Here is a 20780-nt window from a genome sequence, read left to right as displayed (position 1 = left end):
ACGACGTATCGCCGTCGCTCAGGTGGCGAGCTCCAGGGCCGCGATGCGTTCGAGGGCCTCTTCGCGGTGGTCGCCGCACAGCTCGGGGTCGTGGTCGAAGCGCGCGCAGACCGCGGGGCGGCGCGGGTCGCCGAACAGCCGGCAGAGGTTGGCGTCGTCGAGCTGGACGCAGCGCACCCCCGCCGGCTTGCCCTCGGGCATGCCGGGGATCGGCGAGCTGATCGAGGGGGCGATGCAGCAGGCGCCGCAGCCCGGGCGGCACTCGCCGGGGGAGGCGGTCGCGTGCGCGCCGCTCACGGGCGCGCCTCGGCGATGGCCCCCTTGTCGATCCCCTCGAAGGCCTGGACCCGGGTGGCCCGGCCGCTCTCCCGGGCGATGGCCTCGGCCAGCCAGGCGGCGATCTGCTCCACGGTGGTGGGGGTCGGCAGCACGGCGCAGCGGTCCCGGGGCAGGCGCAGGAAGAACTGCCCCTGCTCGGCGCGGTAGCGGGTGGTCAGCCGGTCGTCGAGGCCCGGGTCGTCGTCCTCGACGATGTCCGCCTCGTCGACCAGGTAGCGCTCGCTGAGCCACTCGGCCCAGCGCGCCTCGATGGCCGGCTGGCGCCGCCCCTCCTGCCAGACGTGCAGCCGCGAGCGGTGGCCGTGGGCGATGCGCTGGCAGTTGCCGGCGTGGCGCTTCAGGCCGTGGCTGTAGCCGTAGGCGGCGCCCTCGATCGCCTCCTCGCGCAGGGTCAGGCGGACGGCGTCGACCCGCGGCGGCGGCCGGCGCATCAGCTCGTCGGCCAGGTGGCGAGCGAGGCGCTCGGCGGTGATCTCGGGCCAGGGCAGCAGGCTCATGGCCTGGCGCGGGGCGCGCATCTCCAGCGGGTAGGGGGTGTCGCTGCGCAGGCAGAGGCCCTCACGGCAGTCGTGCAGCGTCACCCCCAGCGCCTCGGTCGGCACCAGCAGGGTGTGATCGACGCCGCCGTCGATCGCGGCCTTGATCCAGGGCTTCACCTCGCCGAAGTCGAAGAGCATGCCGTCCTCGCCGAGCTCGCCGTCGAGTTCGGCATCGACCTGCCAGCTGGCGCCGACCAGGCCGCGCCGCGGGCACCACAGCGAGGCGTCGAGCTGGGTGAGGCGGTTGACGAAGAGGGTCATCAGTCGACTCCTGCGATCTTGTGGGTCTGCAGCGACAGCCGCCACTGGGGATGGGCCAGGCAGTAGGCCACGGTCTCGGCCATGGGATCGAGAGCGGCATCGCCCGAGAGGCCCCCGGGGGCGGTGTCCATGGGCTGCAGGAAGAAGTGGGCGAAGTCCAGCCGCGCGAAGCGCTCGGGGGTGATCCCGGCCTGGGGGTGGACCAGCTTGAGCTCGTCGCCGCCGGTGACGACCAGCGGGTTGTCGCCCTTGGGGCTCACGCAGAGCCAGTCGATGCCGGCGGGCACCGGCAGGGTGCCGTTGGTCTCCACCGCGACCTCGAAGCCGCGCTCATGCATGGCGGCGATCAGGGCCGCGTCGAGCTGCAGCAGCGGCTCGCCGCCGGTGAACACCACGTAGGGGGTGGCCACCCCGCCGTGATCGGGCCACAGGGCGGTGAGGTGGTCGGCCAGCGCCGCGGCATCCCGGAAGCGACCGCCGTGCTGGCCGTCGGTGCCGATGAAGTCGGTATCGCAGAAGCGGCAGGCCGCGCTGGCCCGGTCCGCCTCGCGGCCCGACCAGAGGTTGCAGCCGCTGAAGCGACAGAAGACGCTGGCGCGCCCCGCCTGGCCCCCCTCGCCCTGCAGCGAGTAGAAGGCTTCCTTGACGCTGTACATCAGGACTCTCCCGCGTCGGGATCGGCCCGCTCGGTCTCGGCGGTGGGGTCGGGCCGCTCTGCATAGCCCAGGGGATCGACGGCGCCGTGGGCGGCGAAGGCCGCCAGGCGCTCCCGGCAGCTGCCGCAGCGCCCGCAGGCGAGGTCCTCGCCGCGGTAGCAGGTCCAGGTGTCGGCGTAGTCGAGGCCCATGGCCAGGCCCTCGGCGAGGATCTCGGCCTTGCTCGAACGCAGGTAGGGGACGTGGATCGTCACCGGCGCGAAGTTGGCGATGCCGGCCACGTCGTTCATCGCCTCGACGAAGGCCGGGCGGCAGTCCGGGTAGAGCACATGGTCGCCGCCGTGGGCGCCGTAGTCGACCCGGCCGGCGCCGATGTTGACCGCCTTGGCGATGGCCAGTGACAGCAGCACCATGTTGCGATTGGGCACCACGGTGGCGGTCAGGTTGTCCTCGGCGTAGTCGCCCTCGGGCATGGCGCGGCTGGCGTCGGTGAGCGCCGAGTTGTCGATCAGACCGTGGATGGCGGTGATGTCGACCACCTGGTGGGGCACACCGAGTTCACGGCAGACGCGCGCGGCCACCTCGAGTTCGCGGCGATGGCGCTGGCCGTAGTCGAAGGAGAGGGCGTGTACATCGAGGCCCTCGCGCAGGGCGCGGTGCAGCACGGTGAAGGAGTCCATGCCGCCGGAGTAGATCACCACGGTGGCGGGAGCGGGGGAGTGGGTCATGTCGGAGACTCTGGTCGGAGAATTTGTCGCCCCCGCTGCGTATCGGGCCACGCGGCGGGAGAGGGCGCCGGGGTCCGGTCCGGCGCGCGACAGTGTACGCAAGGCCGCCGGATCTGGCCAGAATCGGTGCCAATTGCTAGACTTTCGCGCCTTCCCACACCCCTTGCACCCCCGCGGCCGCGGCCGCCGACGGTGCCATCGTCCTGACAACGGTGAATTCCATGAAAGCCCCTGAACTGCTGTCGCCCGCCGGCACCTTCAAGAACATGCGCTACGCCTTCGCCTATGGGGCGGACGCGGTCTATGCCGGCCAGCCGCGCTACTCGCTGCGCGTGCGCAACAACGACTTCAAGATCGACAACCTGCACAAGGGCATCGCCTACGCCCACGAGCGGGGCAAGCAGTTCTACGTGGCCTCCAACATCGCGCCGCACAACAGCAAGCTCAGGACCTACCTGCGCGACATGGAGCCGGTGATCGAGGCCGGGCCGGACGCGCTGATCATGTCCGATCCCGGCCTGATCATGATGATCCGCGAGCGCTGGCCCGAGCAGGTGATCCACCTCTCGGTGCAGTCCAACGTGGTCAACTACGCGGCCGCCAAGTTCTGGCAGCAGCAGGGCATCAGCCGCATCATCCTGTCCCGGGAGCTGTCGCTCGAGGAGATCGCCCAGATCCGCGCCGAGTGCCCGGATCTCGAGATCGAGACCTTCGTCCACGGCGCGCTGTGCATCGCCTACTCCGGGCGCTGCCTGCTCTCCGGCTACTTCAACCACCGCGACCCCAACCAGGGCACCTGCACCAACGCCTGCCGCTGGAAGTACAACACCGTGGCGGCCGCCGAGGACGAGACCGGCGACCTGGTGCCGGCCAACTCGGCCCGCGCCCACGCCGCCAGCGGCATCTGGACCCCGGGCCAGGAGGGCGGGCTGATCGCCTCGGGCGGCGGCAGCGCCGAGGCGAGCACCGCCACCGCCGGCGGCACCGAGGGCCAGGACGAGCTCTCGGCGCTGATCGAGGATCGCACCCGGCCCGGCGAGCTGATGCCGGTCTATGAGGACGAGCACGGCACCTACATCATGAACTCCAAGGACCTGCGCGCGGTCCAGCACGTGCCGCGCCTGGCCGAGATGGGCGTCACCTCGCTGAAGATCGAGGGGCGCACCAAGTCGCCCTACTACGTGGCGCGCACCGCCCAGGTCTATCGCCGCGCCATCGACGACGCCGTGGCCGGCCGCCCCTTCGACATGCGCCTGATGGACGAGCTCGACAACCTGGCCAACCGGGGCTATACGGAGGGCTTCTACCGTCGCCACGTCCACGACCAGTACCAGAACTACGAGCAGGGCAACTCGGTGGGCGTGCACCAGCAGTTCGTCGGCGAGATCACCGCCTATGACCCGGATCGTGGCGTGCTGGAGATCGACGTCAAGAACCGCTTCGAGGTCGGCGACTCCATGGAGCTGATGCTGCCCGGCGGCAACCGTCGCTTCACGCTCGAGCACATCGAGAACCGGCGCGGCGAGTCGGTGGGCGCGGCGCCGGGCTCCGGCCACGTGGTGCGCATTCCCGTGCCGGGCGAGGCGATCTCCCCCGAACGCATCGAGTTCGCACTGCTGATGCGCGACCTCTGAGACGCCGCGCGGCTGGACATCCCCGGCCGTCGGCGACAAGGTAGGGGACCATTGGCGAGCGAGCCGTTGGCAGTCACACAGGGAGCGTCATGGCGACCATCGAACATAGCGCGATTCTCAAGGCACCCCCGGAACGGGTCTTCGCCCTGCTCGAGCGGGTCGAGGACTTCGCCGACTACTCCGACCTGATCCAGGCCATCGAGCCGCTGGGTCAGGACCGCTACCGCTGGCACGTCCACGCGGTGGGGATGGACTGGACCTTCGACGTCGCCATCACCGAGGCGCGCTCGCCGGAGGTGCTGGCCTGGGAGTCGCTGGACGGCGTCCACAACCAGGGCTGCTACCGCCTGACCCCCGTCGAGGGGGGCACCGAGGTGGCCCTGACGCTGACCTACACGATCCGCAACCGGCTGCTGGAGAAGGCCGTCAACCGGGCGGCGAGGCCCCTGGTGGGCAAGGTGAGCCGCCAGATCCTGGAGCGCGTCGAGGCGCGGCTCTAGCCCTCCCGCAAGACTTTCGTCTGGCCGAAAACGACGCCGCCCGTCATCGTGACGGGCGGCGTCGTGCTGTGGGCGTGCGCCTCAGCCCTTGCGCAGCGAGGCGTCGAGGTGGTCGACGACCTCGGCCCAGTCGGCGTCCTCCTCGAGGGCCTCGCGCAGGAATTCCGCCTGGCCCTCGTTCCAGCAGGGGGCGTCCGGCAGGGCAATCTCCTCGGGAATCGGCGCGTGGCGGTCGATGAAGCGCTTGATCGCCGCGTGATCCGAGGCGAGGCCGAGCTGCTCGAAGAGTTCGCTGAAGGGGTGGTCGGGGTGTTCCATGGAGTGACTCCTGCTGACCGGTGAGGGTCCTCCCACCTTAGCGATTTCCGCGCCGGCGTGCATGCTGCGCGTCAACGCTCGCCGACCAGCGGCGTCAGGAAGCGCCGGCGGCGCTCGCGCTCCTCCAGGGGCTGGGCGAGCAGATGGATCAGCTTGGCGAAGGTCGCCTCGGGGGTCATGTCCTCGGCCGAGAGCACGCCGGCGTCCTTGAGCCCCTGGCCCGCGGCATAGCCGCCGAAGGCCACGGCGCCGTGGGGGCACTGGCTCAGCGCGGCCAGCAGCTTGCCCTCGCCGCTGGCCCGGGCCAGGACCCCGGCCAGCGCCGGATCCTCCGGCAGGTTGCCGCCGCCCCACACCTCGAGCACCGCGCCGCGGACCCTCTCATCGTCGAGCCAGGCCTCGACCTGCCAGGCCTGAAGGCCCGGCCACAGCGCCAGGCGTACCACGCCGCCCGCCGACAGTGGCGCGTAGTCGGGCAGCTCGAAGCGCGGGGCGCCGCGCTGATGATCCGCCAGCCCCCGGCCGGGGTAGAGCACCACCTCCGTGTCGACCCGCTCGCCGAGCGCCGCGAAGTTGGGGCTATCGAAGGCCGCGGCGTCCTGCGTCTGCCACTTGCGGCTGCGGCAGCCGCGCAGCAGCCGGCCGGCGAAGCATAGCGCCACCTCCTGGAGGCGCGGCATGACGGCGAAGCGCAGGGCATCCTCGACGTTGGCGGTGGCGTCGCTGCCCTCGGCCTCCAGCGGGCGCATGGCGCCGGTGAGGATCACCGGGCGATCGATCCCCTGCAGCTGGAAGGCGAGGCTCGCGGCGGTCCAGGCCAGGGTGTCGGTGCCGTGGAGGATGACGATGCCGGCGTGGCGGCGGTAGTGGCGGGCCACCAGTGCGGCCAGCGCCTGCCAGTCCCCGGGGGTGGCGCTGCTGGAGTCGATGGGGCGGTCGGTCTCGAGCACCTCGAAGGCGGGCAGGCTCGCCTGGCGGGCCGGGGGCAGGGCGGCGAGCGCCCGGCGCAGGCGGGCCTCGATGTCGCGGCCCGGCGTGAGCCCCCGGGGGCCCGGCACCATGCCGAGGGTGCCACCGGTGTAGATCACCAGTACGGGGGCGTCGAGGTCGGGTCCGGCGGTCATGGGGGCTCCTGGCGGGTCTGGGGCGGTTGGGGGGTCCCATGATACGGCCGGCGCGGCGCCAGGCAAGCCTGGGTGTTAAGCGCCAGGGGTCAGGCGTCCTCGCGGATTGCCGCGCCGTCGGCGAGCGCCTCGCTCGGGTGGGTCACGATGCGCTCCCCGGCCTCGAGGCCGTCGAGGACCTGGCTCGCGAGCCCGCTCTGGCGACCGATCTCGAGGTGGCGAAGCCGGGCGCGCCCCTCCTCGACCACGAAGGCCGCCCAGCGGCCGTCGTCGCGGAAGAGCGCGCTGGTGGGCAGCTGCAGCACCTCGTCGGCCTGCCAGATCAGGAATTCCACCTCGACCCGGAAGCCGCTGCCGAGCCCCAGGGCGGCGGGATCGGTGCCCGGGGCGAAATCGACGATCACCGGCACCCGCTGCTCGTCGACGCCCAGCGCCGAGGTGCGAGTGAAGCCCGCGGGCTCGATGCGTCGCACCTCGCCGGACAGTACAGGTCCGCCCCAGCCGGTGATGCGCACCGCCATGCCCGGACGCAGGCGCACCGCGTCCATGGAGAGCAGGTCGACGAGGATCTCCATGTCCGCCAGGCGGCCGAGCTCGAGGATCGGCTGGCCGGCCTCCACCGTGCCCTCGCAGCAGCGAAACCGCTCGAGCACCACGCCGGCCACTGGGGCGGCCACCTCGAGCAGCGGCTGATCGCTGCCGCTGCGCTGGCCGCTGGTCACCGCCAGCATCGCCCGGGCGCTCTCCACCTCGAAGCGCGCCGCCTCGACGCTCGAGGAGGCGGCCCGCTCCAGGGCGCGCTGGCGATCGCGCAGGCTCTCGCGATGCTCCAGGTCGGCGGTGGAGACCAGGTTGCGCTCGTGGAGCCGCTGGTAGCGCTGGTACTCGGCCTCGGCGAAGCGCCGCTCGGCCCGGGCCGTCTCCAGGTTGGCCTCGGCCGCATGGAGCCGGGCCTGGGCGGCCTGCAGGGCGTCCTCGGCCTGCTCGCGGCTGCGAGCGTCCAGGGCGGGCGCCGGACTCGGCTCGAGACGAAACAGCACCTGGCCCCGGTCGACCGCATCGCCTACCTCCAGCATCACGCGTCGCAGGTAGCCGGTGATCGGCGCCGTGACGTGCCAGGTTTCGCGAAGCCGGGTGCGCCCCTCCTCGTTGACCGCGTCGACGAAGGGTGCGCGCGCCACCGGGGCGGTGGTCACGGTGACCGGGGCCGGGTGCAGGGCCCACGCCAGCAGGCCCAGCGCGGCGAGGGTGGCCAGGGCCCAGAGCAGGCGGCGCGGGGTGAAGAGCGTGATGAGCGGGGCGCGAGGCATGGTGGACTCCGGGACAGGGATAGGGTCGGGCGGGCTCACTCCGGCGCCTTGAGCACGGCGACCTGGTCGAGGCGCCACAGGCGGCGCAGCATCAGCCCTCCCACCAGGGCCGAGGCCGCGATCACGCCGAGGGCCGAGATGGCGAAGATGCGCGGCGTGAAGATCAGCGGAATACGAAACAGCTCGCTGCTGAAGGCCTCGCTGAGCAGGGCACAGAAGCCCGCGCCGACGGCCCAGCCGGGCAGGATGGCGAACCCTCCCAGCAGCAGGATCTCGCCGAGCAGGATCCGCGAGACCTCGGCCCGGGTGTAGCCCAGCACCAGCAGGGTGGCCAGCTCCCGGGAGCGCTCGGCGAAGCTGATCCGCGCGGTGTTGTAGATCACCCCGAAGGCGATCGAACCGGCGAGGGTCACGAACACCAGGGCGAAGACCTGCAGCGTCTCGTCCAGGTAGCGGCGCACGCCGCGCTCGGCCTCGTCCATCAGCCCGATGCCGGCCACCGCCGGCAGCTCGTCGAGGGCCGCGATCAGCGCCGTGCGGTGGGCCGCGTCGACCAGCAGCCAGGCGCCGCCGATGGCGGGGCCCTCGCGCATCAGGCGGTTGAGCCGCTCGCGGCGCAGGTAGGCGCCGACCCCGATCGGCTCGTCGACCAGCGCGGCCACCGGCAGCGACGCCCGGCGGCGATGGCCCTCCATGATCGCGACCTCCAGGGTATCGCCGGCCTCGACCCCCAGCCACTCGCCGAGGTAGCGGGTCAGCACCAGGCCCTCGGGGGGCAGCGGTCGCGCCTGGCCTCTTGCATCGACGACCGGGCGCAGCAGGGGCCGGGCCTCGAGGCCGGTGAGGGCGGTGCGGTAGCGGCGGTGGCCGTGGATCAGGGTGGCGGGCACGCGGCGCCAGGGCTCCGCGGCCAGCACGCCGGGCAGGTGGCGAAGCTCGCCCAGGGCCCGCTCCGGGGTGGGGTCGTTGAAGGTCAGCTCGATGTCCATGCGCAGGATCTCCCGGTACTGGCGATCGAGCATCCGGTCGATCGCCGCGAGCTGCCAGGCGCCCATCATCAAAAGGCCCGCCGAGAGGGCGATGCCGGTCACCGACAGCGCCGTCTTGGCCGGCTGCCGGCCCAGTTGGCGCAGCACGATGCGCCCCTCGCTGCCGAGTGCGTGGCCCAGCGGCGAGCGCTCGAGCCAGGTGCGCCGGAAGCGCTCGGGCGCCGGCGGGCGCATCGCCTCGGCGGGCGGGGCGCCGACCGCCTGCCAGACCGCCCGCCCGGTGCCGGCCAGTGCCGAGAGGGCGGCCAGCAGCAGCGAGAGGGCGAGCGCCCAGGGCGGGATCGGGAAGCGCAGCTCGGGGAAGCGGAAGTACTCGGCATAGAGCCCGGCCATCCCCCGCGCGCTCCAGGCGCCGAGCCCCACCCCGAGCCCCCAGCCCAGCAGCACGATCAGCAGGGCGAGGCCGCCGTAGTGGCGGGCCAGCTCGGCATCGCGGTAGCCGAAGGCCTTGAGCAGCGCGATCTGCTGGCGCTGGGTGCCGATCAGGCGGGACATCACCACGTGGAGCAGGAAGGCCGAGACCAGCAGGAAGACGGTGGGCAGGATCGTCGCCTGGGCGCGCTGCTGGTCGAGCTCCTCCTCGAGGAAGCGATGCGACGGCTGGTCGTGGCGGGGGCGGGCGCCGGTGCCGCCGTAGCGGGCGAGGGCGAGGTCCAGGGCATCGATCACGCCCTCCTGGTCGGCCCCCGCCTGCAGGGTCAGCGAGAGCTGGTTGAAGGCGCCCTCCATGCCGTAGGCATCGGCCAGCGCCGTCTCGTTCATCCAGAGGATGGCGTAGCGCCGGTAGTCGGGGACCAGGTCGGTGGGGCCGGCCTGGTAGAGGAACTCCGGGCTCAGGGCGATGCCGCTCAGCGTCAGGCGCGTGTGGCGCCCGTCGATGATCGCCTCGATCTGGTCGCCGGGCACGAGCCCGTGGGCCGCGGCGAAGGCGTCGCTCGCCACCACCTCGCCCTCGCGCCCGGCGGTGGGCAGCTGGCCGGCCAGCAGGTGCAGGCGGTTCAGCGTCGGCTGGCGGCCGTCGGGAATCGACACCAGCTGGCCGCGCACCGGGTCGCGGAAGTCTGGCACCGTGAGACGTACCGGCGCACCCACCCGGGCCTCGACGAGGTTGACCCCGGGCAGGCGCTGCAGGCGCTCGACGAGCCCCAGCGGGGCGCGGGTGACGTCGGCGAACACCTCGGCGAAGTGGTGGCTGGCGTAGAAGCGTTCCTGGGCCCGGGTCAGGGCGTCGAGCATCGTCACCGCGAGGATCAGCGTCATCACCCCGCCGCCGATCACCACGGCGATGGCCAGCGCCTGCCCCTTCAGGCGCTCGAGGTCGCGCAGCTGCTTGCGCCGCAAAGCCCTCATGGGCTCACCACTCGAGCTCCGCGGCGCGGCGGCGCCGGGCCGGCACCGTGATGCCCTCCACGCGGCCGTCGCGCAGGTGCACCACCCGGTCGGCCATCTCGCCGATCACCGCGTTGTGGGTGATGATCGCCATGGTGGTGTCGGACTCGCGGTTGAGGGTCTCGATCACCTCGAGCACGCGGATGCCGGTACGGGAGTCCAGCGCCCCGGTCGGCTCGTCGCAGAGCAGCAGTGAGGGGCGCTTGGCGATCGCCCGGGCGATCGCCACCCGCTGCTGTTCGCCGCCGGAGAGCTGGGAGGGGAAGTGGTCGAGTCGCTCCTCGAGACCGACCCGGGCGAGGGCCGTCTCGGGCGTCAGCGGGTCGCGGCTGATGTCGGTGACCATCGCCACGTTCTCGCGGGCGGTCAGGCTCGCGATCAGGTTGTAGAACTGGAAGACGAAGCCGACGTGGTGGCGCCGGTAGGCCGTCAGCTGGCGCTGGGAGGCGTGGGTGAGGTCGTCATCGCCGTAGCGGAGGCTGCCGGACGAGGCGCGGTCCAGGCCGCCGAGGAGGTTGAGCAGGGTCGACTTGCCGGAGCCCGAGGCGCCGAGCAGCACGATCAGCTCGCCGCGGTGCAGGTCGAGGTCGACGCCGCGCAGCGCCTTAATGGTGACCTCGCCCATGCGGTAGTGCCGGGTCAGCCCCCGGGTCCTCAGCACCACGTCCCTGTCGTCGTCCATCCGCCGCGCTCCGCCGTCTCTCGACTGGAGTCTAGCGGGTGCAGAGCCGTCCCGCGTCGTCGACCTCCAGGCGACGGTTGCGCCCGGCGAACAGGGCGAAGCCCATGCTGACGGCGACGATGCCCAGCAGCACCCGGGTCAGGACGGCGAGCCCGACGTCGAACTGCAGCATCACGCCGATCGCCAGCGGGCCCAGGGCGGCCAGGGTGTAGCCGCCGCCCTGCACCAGTCCCGAGAGCTTGCCGGCCAGGCGCGAGGTGGCGGTGCGCAGCACGATCAGGGTGAGCGCGAGGCTGAAGCCGCCGCCCTGGCCGAGCCCCAGCAGCACGGCGCCGGGCCAGCGCCACACGGCGGGCGCCTGGAGCAGCAGCCAGAAACCGCCGGCGACCATGGCCAGCACGATCAGCAGGGCGGGGCGCTGGTCGCGGCCCAGGCGCGCCAGCCAGGGCGCCGCCAGGGCCGAGAGCAGCTGCACCATCACCGAGGCGCCCATCATCCAGCCGGCCTCCGCCTCGCTGTAGCCGCGGGCCATCAGCAGGGTCGGCAGCCAGCCGAAGACGATGTAGGCGAGCGACGACTGGCTGCCCATGTAGAGCATCACCTGCCAGGCTAGCGGCTGGCCGAGCAGTTCACGTACGGAACCCCCGGTCTCGGGCACGCCCGCGGCGGCGTCGTGGCGCGGCATCAATACCTGCCAGGCCACCAGGGCGGCCAGTGCCAGCAGCGCCCAGCTGGCGAGTCCCGCCGACCAGCTCCCCAGGTAATCGGCCAGCGGCACGCTGAGCCCCGCCCCCAGGGCGCCGCCGAGGCACAGCGCCATGGTGTAGACGCCGGTCATCAGGTCGGCGCCGGCCGGCAGCTCGCGCTTGACCAGTGCCGGCAGCAGGGTGCCGGCCACGCCGATGGCGGCGCCGACCATCAGGGTGCCGCCGTAGAGCGCGACCACCGCCGGCACGCCGCGCAGCGCCAGGCCGCCGGCCAGCAGCAGCAGGGCGGCGGCCAGGGTGTTCTCGGGGCCCAAGCGCTTGGCGAGCCAGGGGGCCAGCGGGGCGAAGATCCCCAGGCAGAGCACCGGCAGGGTGGTCAGGGCCCCGACCGCCAGCGCCGAGAGCCCGGTGTCCTGCTGGATGCGCGTGAGCACCGGGGCGAGGGTGGAGAGCGCCGGGCGCAGGTTGAGCCCGACCAACACCATCAGGCCGACGAACAGCGCCAGCCGGCGGGCCTCGGGGCCCCGCGGTCTAATGGTGCCTCCCGGGGCGCACCGGCGATCGGTAGGCGCCGCGCGGGTCGAAGGGGTCGGGCGTCTCGAGCTCGTTGTCGGCCCGGAAGGTGACCGTGCCGGGAAGCGTCGGGGTGTCGGAATCGATGCGCGAGCGCAGGCCCGAGACATCCTCGCTGCTCACCAGGCCCGAACCGCCGGCATGGCGCGCCGGCTCGGCGACGAGCGGCCCCTCGTAGGCCCAGCAGCGCTGGGGCACCTGGCTCACGCGCCAGCGGCGCCCCTGCCAGTGGGCCTGGCCGTCGTCGTCGAGGGTCAGTTCGTCGAGGGGGACCAGGGCCGCGAACAGCCGCGCGTTGTAGACCAGCCCGCCCCCCGCCATGTGCACCGCGCCGCGGTACTCGCCGCGCGACAGCTCGGCGAGCACCTGCTTGCGCCTGGCCTCGGGCGGCAGTTCGGCCTGGCCGCACAGGTGCAGCAGGTCGGGGTCGATCTGCTTGATCACCCAGACCCTGACGGGGGTCTTGCCGAACAGCTTCTTGAACATGCCGGACTACACCATATGACGGCGCAGGTCGCCTCGCACGGTGTCCAGCAGGGTGATGAAGCGCGTGTCGCGACCGCCATCGGTGCGATCGACGCGCACCACGCTGCTCACGCCGCGCTCGAGGTTGAGCTGGTCGAAGATCTCCAGCGTCAGCTTCTCGGCCGGCCGGCTGCCGGGCTCGAGGCGGCCCGTCTCGAGGGTGAAGGTGGTCAGCAGGGTGGCGCGCACCCGGGTGGAGCCGCCTTCCGCCAGCACGCGGCGCACGAACAGCCAGCCCTCGCAGGCCAGCGCCGTGTCGCCGTGATCGCGCAGGAAGAGGGTGCGATAGCTGGCCCCTTCGCTGGCGCCCTTCTCGGCCATGCTGCGGTAGGCCTCGGTCATGCGCGTGGCCGACACCTTGGCCTCGTCGAGGCGCTGGCTCGCCGCCTGGTGTTCGCGGTCGAGCCGGGCCTGGTGCTGGAAGCTCAGCCAGCGCCGGTAGTCGCGGATCAGGTTCATGTCATCCATGGGAGCATCCTGACGTGGAGAATGGACGGGAGCGGTCGAGGATGAGGCGCCCGGCGGACTACATTCGCATATCATGATGCAGTCCGCCAGGCAGGCCGTCGGGTCGGCGATCAGGCCTGGCGCGAGCCGCCACGACCACCGCGACGGCGCCGCGGGGCGCGGGCCTCGTCGCCGCCGCGGCCCTGGCCGGCGGCCTGGCCCTGACGGCGCTGTCCCTGGCCGCCGCGACCGCCATCGCCGCCACGCTTGCCGCGGCCGTTCTCGATCGGCTCGGGCTTGGCGTTGGGATCGGGCTCGAAGCCGGGTTCGATGCGCTTCTCGAGGTCGCGCTTGATCAGCCGCTCGATGCCCTTGAGCAGGCCATGCTCGTCGACACAGACCAGCGACACGGCCTTGCCTTCGCTGCCGGCCCGGCCGGTGCGGCCGATGCGGTGCACGTAGTCCTCGGCGACGTTGGGCAGCTCGAAGTTGACCACGTGGGGCAGTTCCTCGATGTCCAGGCCGCGGGCGGCGATATCGGTGGCCACCAGCACCTGCAGGTCGCCGGTCTTGAAGGCGGCCAGCGCCTTGGTGCGCGCCGACTGGCTCTTGTTGCCGTGGATCGCCATGGCCGGGATGTCCTGCTTGGACAGCTGTTCGGCCAGGCGGTTGGCGCCGTGCTTGGTGCGGGTGAACACCAGCACCTGATGCCAGTCGTGGCGGGTGATCAGGTGCGCCAGCAGGTCGCGCTTCTTCTCGCGGTCGACGCGGTAGATCGCCTGGTCGACGGTCTCGGCGGTGGTGTTGCGGCGCGCCACTTCGATCATCGCCGGCTCGTCGAGCAGCTTGTTGGCGAGCGCCTGGATCTCGTTGGAGAAGGTCGCCGAGAACAGCAGGTTCTGGCGCTTCTCCGGCAGCACGCGCAGGATCTTCTTGATGTCGTGGATGAAGCCCATGTCGAGCATGCGGTCGGCTTCGTCGAGCACCAGGATCTCGACCTTCGAGAGGTCGACGTGCTTCTGCTGCTGCAGGTCGAGCAGGCGACCCGGGGTGGCCACCAGCACGTCGAGGCCCTTGCGGATGGCGTCGACCTGGGGCTGCTGGCCGACCCCGCCGAAGATCACGTGGGAGGAGAGCGTCAGGTGACGGCCGTAGTCGGCCACGCTCTCGCCCACCTGGGCGGCGAGCTCGCGGGTCGGGGTCAGCACCAAGGCGCGGATCTGGCGCGGGGCCGGGCGCGGGCCATCGGCGAGGCGCTGCAGCATCGGCAGGGTGAAGCCGGCGGTCTTGCCGGTGCCGGTCTGGGCGCTGGCCAGCAGGTCACCGCCCTTGAGGACGGCGGGAATCGCCTGGTGCTGGATCGGGGTCGGGGTGGTATAGCCCTGTGCCTCGACGGCACGGAGCAGTTCGGCACGCAGGCCGAGGTCGGAAAAGGTCATGCGGTCTCCGCAGAGACGCCCTGGTCGCGCCGCGTCGTATCGACGCGGTCAGTCCCTGGCCAAGGCGTGGAAAAGGAATCGCGGCAGGAGGGACCATCGATCGCCGCGTGGCGCGCAGTATGCCACAGCGCGTGCGTCAGCGCAGCCGTTTGATTTCGCCGGCGATCTCGTCGACCGCCGTATCCCAGCCGCGGCCCAGGGCGCGGACCAGGGCGGGATAGCCGTCGCGGGCCAGGGGCACCTCGACCGCGAAGGGGGAGAGCGCCTGCAGGGCGCCCTCGGCGTCGCGCAGCTGCCACTGGCCCGCCACCACCGCCTGGCCATCAAAGCGGCCCTGGAAGCGGTCCACCGTGAGGCGCAGGGTGGCGGCGGCCTCCCGGGGCTCGCCGGCGGTCTCGCCGAGGATGCGGGTGTCCGGCAGGCGGGCCGCCAGGCGTGCCCTCAGGCGGCGCTCGAGCTGCAGCCCGAGGGGCTCGGCCCAGAGGTGGCGGCTCGCCTCGTTCAAGGTGATGTCGTCGAGCTGCAGGACCAGGCCGTCGACCGCCAGGAAGCGCGCCAGGCTCGGCTGGGCGACGATCAGGCGGTGGTCGGCCTCTGCCCCGGCCAGCGCGGCGGGGGCCGCCAGGGCGTCATCCGGCAGGGTGTAGCGGTTGGCCGGTGGGGCATCGGTGGCGCAGCCGGCCAGCCACAGCGCAGCCAGGGCCGCGGCGAGGGCCTTGATCGGGGTCATGGCGAGCTTCCTTGCGGGGTGGAGGTCGGCGCCCGGGGGATCGGGTCCTCGGTGTCCAGTCGATCGAAGAGCAGGGCGCTGGGGTTGTCGCGCAGGGTGCGCGCGGTGGGCTGCAGGTCGCGCAGCAGGCGCTCGAGCTGCTCCAGCGTCGTGCTGACGTCGCGGTAGGCGCGGGACTGGGGCGACACGCCGTCGAGGGTGGTGCGCAGCGACTCGAGGGTGGCGTTGAGGGTGCCGGGCAGCTCGCGCAGGCCGGGCTCCTCGACCAGGCCGCGCACGCTCGCGGTGAGCGACTTCACCTCCTCGAGGGTGGCCTCGGAGGCGTCGAGGTTGCGGTCGAGCCCGGCTAGCAGCGACTCGAGCTCCAGGCCGTTGAGCTTGTCGAGCAGGGCCGTCACCTGCGCCTGGATCTGGGCCAGGCCGCTGGAGGTCGTGGGGAAGACGGTGCGCTCGGCGAAGCTCTCGGCGACGTACTCGACCTCCGGCTCGCCCGCCTCGTTGCGCTGGAAGTTGAGGTCGACGAACAGCGCCCCGGTGAGCAGGCTGCCGCTCTTCAGCGAGGCCGTGAGCCCCAGCCCGAAGAGCCGTTCGAAGCGCGTCCGCCACTGCTCGAGGTCCAGCGCCTCGGCGTCGACGCCCAGGCGCTGGGGCTCGATGCGGATCAGCACCGGGATGGCGAAGTTGTCGCGGGAGTCGGGCTGGGGGGCGGTGAACTGCCAGGGCACGGCGGCCACGGTGCCGACCCGCACGCCGCGAAACTCCACCGGTGCCCCCCGGGAGAGGCCGCGCACGGTGTCCTCGATGAGCAGCACGTACTCCAAGTAGCGGCTGAAGGTGCCCTGGCGGGCGCTCTCCTCGTCGGGGTAGAGGGTGAAGGTGGTGTCCTCGTCCACGGGCCTGCCCTGGGGGAGGTCCTCGGGTACGCCGAAGGTGACGCCGCCGCCGATCAGCGCCTCCATGGAGTCGATGTTGACCCTAAAGCCCTCGGAGTCGAGGCGCACGTCGACGCCGCTGGCGGCCCAGAAGCGGGTGCCGTCGGTGACCAGCTCGTGGTAGGGGCTCTCGATGAACAGGCGATGGTGCATGCGCCGGGTAGTGCCGTCGAAGTTGGCCTCCTCGACGCGGCCGACGGTGAGGCCCTGGAAGGTGACCGGGTCGCCGACGCTCGGCGCGTCGCCGAGCTGGCTGATCAGGTTGATGCGCAGCCCCTCGGCGCCGGCCGGCGAGACCGGCGGCTGGTCGCTGACCTCGAACTCCCGGGCGTCGATCTCGCTCTGGCCCGGCTCGAGCTGGATGTAGGCGCCGGAGAGCACCGTGCCCAGGCCGCTGATCCCCTCGCGGCCGATGCGCGGCTTGACCACCCAGAAGCGGCTGTCCTCGACCAGCATGTCGTCGGTGTCGGGGCTCATGCGGGCGGTGATCACCGCCCGGGTCAGATCCTCCGAGAGGTGTACCCGCTCGACCCGCCCGACCTCGACGTTGCGGGTCTTGATCAGGGTATTGCCGGCCTCGATCCCCTCGGCGCTGTCGGTGACCAGGGTGATCTCGGGCCCGCGGCTGCGGTAGTTGTCGAAGACCAGCCAGGCACCGATCAGGATCGCCACGATGGGCACGATCCAGATCGGCGACAGCCGGGCCTGGGGCGTGGCGCGTGCGCGCTGCCCGTCTCGCTCGGGCGGGGCGGGAGTGTCGGTCATGGCGTCGCTCCTTGGGCGGGTCGGGCATCACGCGGCAGCGGCGCGTCCCAGAGCAGTCGGGGATCGAAGGTCATGGCGGCGAGCATGGTCAGCACCACCACCGCGCCGAAGGCCAGCGCCGCGGGGCCGGGGGTGATCGACAGCAGGGCGCCGGCGCGGATCAGCGCCACCAGGATCGCCACCACGAAGACGTCGACCATCGACCAGCGACCGATGAATTCCGTGAGCCGGTAGAGCCGCGTGCGGGTCGCCGCGTTGAGCTCGTCGCTGCGCTTCACCACCAGGCAGAGCCAGGCCAGGGCCACCAGCTTGCCCACCGGCACGATCACGCTGGCGACGAAGATCACCGCCGCCACCGGCCAGGAGCCCATCTGCAGCAGCTGCACCACGCCGCCGATGATGGTGGAGGGGGTGTCGTGACCGAGGCTGGTGGTGGTCATGATCGGGTAGAGGTTGGCCGGCACGTACATCAGCGTGGCGGCCGCCAGCAGTGCCCAGGTGCGCTGCAGGCTGTCGGGCTTGCGGGCATGCAGGCGCTCGCTGCAACGGCGGCAGCGGCCGTGGCCGGCGGCGTCGAGGCGATTGACCAGGCCGCAGGTGGCGCAGCCGGCCAGCCCCTGGGGGGCGGCGGTCTCGCCGGTGCGGGCGCCCTTCGGCGCCAGGGGCTCGCCGGCCAGGGAGAACCACATCCAGTCGGCGTCCAGCGACTGAGTGGTCAGCAGCAGCAGCAGCGCGAAGGCGCAGAAGGCCCAGAAGGAGATGCCGAGCCCCACCTCGGCCATGGCGGCGATCTTGATGAGGCTCACCAGGGCCCCGACGATGAAGACGTCGGCCATCATCCAGGGGTGCAGGTGGGCGAGCGAGCGGGCGATGCTGCGGCTCGCCGGCAGCGGCTCCCCGCGCAGCAGCCCGGCCTGCAGCCACACCACGCCCACCAGGTAGACGGCGGGCAGCACGCCGATGGTCAGCACCACCGCGATCGCCACCAGCGGCTGGTGAAAGCCGATCAGGGTGGTGGCGGTCTGGGTCAGCTCGATGCGATTGCCGATGCCGCTGACGGTGAAGCTGATGAAGGGGAAGGAGACGGCCAGCGCCAGGGCGACCAGCGAGGCCAGCGCCAGCGCCATGCTGCGCTGGGCCGGCTGGCGGTGGCGGGTGGCCAGCACGTGGCCGCAGCGCGGGCACTCGGCCCTCTCGCCGCCGTGCAGCGGCGGCAGGGCCGTCATCCAGTCGCACTCGTGGCAGGCCCGCAGCCGGCGCCGCGAGGTGCGCGTCTCCGGCGGCGAGCGATCCACCAGCGGGGTGCCGCGGGGCAGGGTAGGGGCGCGTAGGACAGGCCTGGGCACGGCGATGGGGGTCTCCTGGCGGTGATGTCGTCACCGGGAAAGTGTGTCACGTTGACGCGGGGGGCACCATAGTCAAACATGCACGCCTGAATGTACCCGAGGAGACGACATGATAGTGCCCGCGATAGCGGTGGTGGCAGGCCTGGTCCTGCTGGTGTGGAGCGCCGAGCGCTTCGTCGACGGGGCCGCGGCGACCTCGGCGCGACTGGGGCTCTCGCCGTTGCTGATCGGCATGCTGGTGATCGGCTTCGGCACCTCGGCCCCGGAGCTGGTGGTCTCGGCCCTGGCGGCCAGCCAGGGCAATCCCGGCCTGGCGCTGGGCAACGCCTACGGCTCCAACATCGCCAACATCGGCCTGATCCTGGGCCTGGTGGCGCTGATCTCGCCGCTGGCGGTGCACTCCGGCGTGGTGCGTCGCGAGCTGCCGGTGCTGGGCGCCGTCACCCTGGGCTCCGCTGCGCTGCTGTGGGGCGGTGTGATCGACCGGCTCGAGGGCACGCTGTTGCTGGGGCTGCTGGCCGCCTTCATCGGCTACAGCATCTACCTCGGCATGCGCCAGGGGAGCGACGTGCTCGGCAGCGACACCGAAGAGAGCCTGCAGGCCCACCCCATGTCGCTGAAGGCCGGGCTGGTCTGGACCGGCGTGGGCCTGGTGCTGCTGGTGGTCAGCTCCCGGGTGCTGGTGTGGGGGGCGGTGGCCATCGCCCAGGGGTTCGGCGTCAGCGACCTGGTGATCGGCCTGACGGTGGTGGCCGTGGGCACGTCGCTGCCGGAGCTCGCCTCCTCGATCAGCGCCCTGCGCCGGGGCGAGCATGACCTGGTGCTTGGCAACGTGGTCGGCTCGAACCTCTTCAACACCCTGGGGGTGGTGGGGCTGGCCGCGGTGATCGCGCCCATCGAGGCCGGCGGCGAGGTGCTGCTGCGCGACTGGAGCCTGATGACGGTCATGACCGCGACGATGGCGTTCTTCGCCATCGGCTGGCGCGGCCGGCCGGGGCGCATCAACCGCTATGAGGGCGCCGCGCTGCTGGCGATGTTCCTTGGCTACACCGCCTACATGATCAGCCTGGTGGTCGGGGGCGGCGGCTGAATCCTTTGCAATAGCCCGCTGCGACAATGCGACGCGCGATGACCCTCGCGAAGCGCCTGACAGCCGTCACGACGCGGGCGTAGGATGCGCCTCACGAGCGCTTCCCGGGCTCGCCGGCGGTGGGCATCGCCTTGATAGGCGCTTTCTATCGCCCTCGTCGGCTAGTCTGGGAGCGGTGTGAGGAGGAATGCGACAGGGTGTTGTCGAGCGGCACCCCAAGTACAAGAGCACGACGAGTGCCTGCGCATCCCTTGCGAATGTCCTTCGCAGGAACGAGGAGTGCGTCATGGAACTGGATCCCCTGCTGCTGTCGCGACTGCAGTTCGCCTTCGTGGTCGCCTTTCACGCCATCTTCCCGGTGTTCACCATCGGCCTGGCATCCTATATCGCCCTGCTCAACGGGCTCTTCTTCAAGACCGACAACCCCGCCTGGGATCGCCTGGCGCTGTTCTGGACCAAGGTCTTCGCCGTGGTCTTCGGCATGGGCGTGGTCTCGGGCATCGTCATGTCCTTCCAGTTCGGCACCAACTGGAGCAACTTCTCCCTGGCGGCGTCGAACTTCCTCGGCCCGGTACTGAGCTACGAGGTGGTCACGGCCTTCTTCCTGGAGGCGGCCTTCCTCGGGGTGCTGCTGTTCGGCCGCGGCAAGGTGCCCCAGGGCGTGCACCTCTTCGCCGCCATCATGGTCGCCATTGGCACCTTCATCTCCTCGTTCTGGATCCTCTCGGCCAACGGCTGGATGCAGACCCCGGCCGGCGTCGAGCTGATCGAGGGGCGCTTCCACGTCACCGACTGGAGCGCGGCGATCTTCAACCCCTCCTTCCCGTACCGCTTCACCCACATGGTGCTGGCGTCGTTCCTCACCGGCGGCTTCGTGGTGGCCGGGGTCAGCGCCTGGTACCTGCTGATCGGCCGCGACCGCGAGGCCAACCGCAAGGCGCTCTCCATGTGCCTGTGGCTGCTGCTGGTGCTGGCGCCGACCCAGGCGGTGGTGGGGGACTTCCACGGCCTCAACACCCTGGAGCACCAGCCGACCAAGGTGGCCGCCATGGAGGGCAACTGGGAGCGCAGTGCGAACACGCCGCTGCTGCTGTTCGCCTGGCCCGACCAGGAGGCCCAGGAGAACCGCCTCGAGATCGGCATCCCGAGCCTCGCGAGCCTCATCCTGACCCACGACGCCGAGGGCGAGGTGCCGGGCATCGGCGAGGTGCCCCCCGAGGAGCAGCCGCCGGTGTGGATCGTCTTCTGGGCGTTTCGGATCATGGTGGCCCTGGGCCTGGCGATGATCGCCGTGGCGCTGGCCGGCCTCTGGCTGCGTCGCGGCGGCCGGGTCTATGAGCATCGCGGCTTCCTGCAGCTGATGCGCGTGATGACCGTGACTCCCTTCGTCGCGGTGCTGGCCGGCTGGGTGGTCACCGAGACCGGGCGTGCCCCCTGGCTGGTCTACGGTCTGATGAGCCACGCCGAGGGGCTCACCCCCTCGCTGACCGGCGGCATGGCGCTGTTCACGCTGCTCGGCTACATGGCCGTCTACGCCGTGGTCTTCTGCTGCGGGGTCTACTACCTGACCCGGGTGGTCCGCCAGGGCATGCTGCCCGAGGCCGCCCACGACGGCGAGGTCGAGCGGCCCAAGCGACCGCTGTCGGCCTCCCACGTGCCCTTCGAGGACGCTTCCAGCCAACCGGGGAGGAGCTGAC

20 protein-coding genes are annotated in these 20780 nt (G+C 71.8%); 4 read left to right on the top strand and 16 right to left on the bottom strand.

Features of this window, described 5'->3' with window-relative positions:
- Positions 1-18 precede the first annotated feature (18 nt).
- Genes C9F13_RS12175 through queC form a run of 4 tightly spaced genes read right to left on the bottom strand, consistent with a single transcriptional unit; the run spans position 19 to position 2523 of the window.
- Positions 19-297: a YkgJ family cysteine cluster protein gene (locus C9F13_RS12175; protein ID WP_108446544.1), complete on the bottom strand. Its 279-nt coding sequence runs from the start codon at positions 295-297 to the stop codon at positions 19-21.
- A complete protein-coding gene (locus C9F13_RS12170) occupies positions 294-1139 on the bottom strand; it encodes a 6-carboxytetrahydropterin synthase (RefSeq protein WP_108446543.1) in 846 nt (281 codons plus the stop codon). The genes C9F13_RS12175 and C9F13_RS12170 overlap by 4 nt, the downstream gene beginning before the upstream one ends.
- Complete coding sequence (gene queE / locus C9F13_RS12165; protein WP_108446542.1) at positions 1139-1795, bottom strand: 7-carboxy-7-deazaguanine synthase; 657 nt, start codon at positions 1793-1795, stop codon at positions 1139-1141. Before queE ends, C9F13_RS12170 begins: the two co-directional genes overlap by 1 nt.
- The gene (gene queC, locus C9F13_RS12160; protein WP_108446541.1) at positions 1795-2523 is read right to left on the bottom strand and encodes a 7-cyano-7-deazaguanine synthase QueC; all 729 of its coding nucleotides are present in this window, start codon (positions 2521-2523) and stop codon (positions 1795-1797) included. The genes queE and queC overlap by 1 nt, the downstream gene beginning before the upstream one ends.
- 221 nt (positions 2524-2744) lie before the next feature.
- Between queC and trhP the strand changes: the two genes are divergently transcribed.
- The gene (trhP, locus tag C9F13_RS12155; RefSeq protein ID WP_108446540.1) at positions 2745-4157 is read left to right on the top strand and encodes a prephenate-dependent tRNA uridine(34) hydroxylase TrhP; all 1413 of its coding nucleotides are present in this window, start codon (positions 2745-2747) and stop codon (positions 4155-4157) included.
- Between the two features lie 89 nt (positions 4158-4246).
- Positions 4247-4657: an SRPBCC family protein gene (locus tag C9F13_RS12150; RefSeq protein WP_108446539.1), complete on the top strand. Its 411-nt coding sequence runs from the start codon at positions 4247-4249 to the stop codon at positions 4655-4657.
- 81 nt (positions 4658-4738) lie between these two features.
- Here the strand turns inward: C9F13_RS12150 and C9F13_RS12145 are convergent, their stop codons facing one another.
- From C9F13_RS12145 to C9F13_RS12090, 12 genes are all read right to left on the bottom strand, one after another.
- Positions 4739-4975, bottom strand: coding sequence for a DUF2789 domain-containing protein (locus C9F13_RS12145; RefSeq protein ID WP_108446538.1), 237 nt, complete (start codon positions 4973-4975; stop codon positions 4739-4741).
- A gap of 71 nt (positions 4976-5046) precedes the next feature.
- Entirely contained in the window at positions 5047-6099 is a 1053-nt protein-coding gene (locus tag C9F13_RS12140; protein WP_108446537.1) for an asparaginase, read from the bottom strand.
- Positions 6100-6188: 89 nt separating this feature from the next.
- A complete protein-coding gene (locus tag C9F13_RS12135) occupies positions 6189-7409 on the bottom strand; it encodes an efflux RND transporter periplasmic adaptor subunit (protein WP_108446536.1) in 1221 nt (406 codons plus the stop codon).
- Between the two features lie 35 nt (positions 7410-7444).
- Entirely contained in the window at positions 7445-9808 is a 2364-nt protein-coding gene (locus tag C9F13_RS12130) for an ABC transporter permease (RefSeq protein ID WP_108446535.1), read from the bottom strand.
- Positions 9809-9812: 4 nt separating this feature from the next.
- Positions 9813-10529, bottom strand: coding sequence for an ABC transporter ATP-binding protein (locus tag C9F13_RS12125; protein WP_108446534.1), 717 nt, complete (start codon positions 10527-10529; stop codon positions 9813-9815).
- Positions 10530-10560: 31 nt separating this feature from the next.
- Complete coding sequence (locus tag C9F13_RS12120) at positions 10561-11721, bottom strand: MFS transporter (RefSeq protein WP_108446533.1); 1161 nt, start codon at positions 11719-11721, stop codon at positions 10561-10563.
- 46 nt (positions 11722-11767) lie between these two features.
- Positions 11768-12295, bottom strand: a complete 528-nt coding sequence (locus C9F13_RS12115; RefSeq protein ID WP_108446532.1) for a hypothetical protein — start codon at positions 12293-12295, stop codon at positions 11768-11770.
- Between the two features lie 6 nt (positions 12296-12301).
- Entirely contained in the window at positions 12302-12802 is a 501-nt protein-coding gene (locus tag C9F13_RS12110; RefSeq protein ID WP_108446531.1) for a hypothetical protein, read from the bottom strand.
- Between the two features lie 110 nt (positions 12803-12912).
- Complete coding sequence (locus C9F13_RS12105; protein ID WP_108446530.1) at positions 12913-14220, bottom strand: DEAD/DEAH box helicase; 1308 nt, start codon at positions 14218-14220, stop codon at positions 12913-12915.
- A gap of 136 nt (positions 14221-14356) precedes the next feature.
- Entirely contained in the window at positions 14357-14950 is a 594-nt protein-coding gene (locus tag C9F13_RS12100; RefSeq protein ID WP_108446529.1) for a PqiC family protein, read from the bottom strand.
- Positions 14947-16647, bottom strand: coding sequence for an intermembrane transport protein PqiB (pqiB, locus tag C9F13_RS12095; RefSeq protein WP_108446528.1), 1701 nt, complete (start codon positions 16645-16647; stop codon positions 14947-14949). Before pqiB ends, C9F13_RS12100 begins: the two co-directional genes overlap by 4 nt.
- Positions 16644-17993, bottom strand: coding sequence for a paraquat-inducible protein A (locus tag C9F13_RS12090; protein ID WP_108446527.1), 1350 nt, complete (start codon positions 17991-17993; stop codon positions 16644-16646). The genes pqiB and C9F13_RS12090 overlap by 4 nt, the downstream gene beginning before the upstream one ends.
- Before the next feature lie 109 nt (positions 17994-18102).
- Here C9F13_RS12090 and C9F13_RS12085 point away from each other — a divergent pair, with 109 nt between their 5' ends.
- Positions 18103-19083 (top strand): calcium/sodium antiporter, encoded by a 981-nt coding sequence (locus tag C9F13_RS12085; RefSeq protein WP_108446526.1) that lies wholly within the window; start codon positions 18103-18105, stop codon positions 19081-19083.
- A 286-nt stretch (positions 19084-19369) separates the two neighbouring features.
- Positions 19370-20779, top strand: a complete 1410-nt coding sequence (locus C9F13_RS12080; protein WP_108446525.1) for a cytochrome ubiquinol oxidase subunit I — start codon at positions 19370-19372, stop codon at positions 20777-20779.
- Position 20780 lies beyond the last annotated feature (1 nt).

It is taken from the genome of Halomonas denitrificans (assembly GCF_003056305.1).
Taxonomy (GTDB): Bacteria; Pseudomonadota; Gammaproteobacteria; order Pseudomonadales; family Halomonadaceae; genus Halomonas; species Halomonas denitrificans.
The sequence above is the reverse complement of the archived record's forward strand: the minus strand, read 5'-3'. Positions and strand labels throughout refer to the sequence as shown.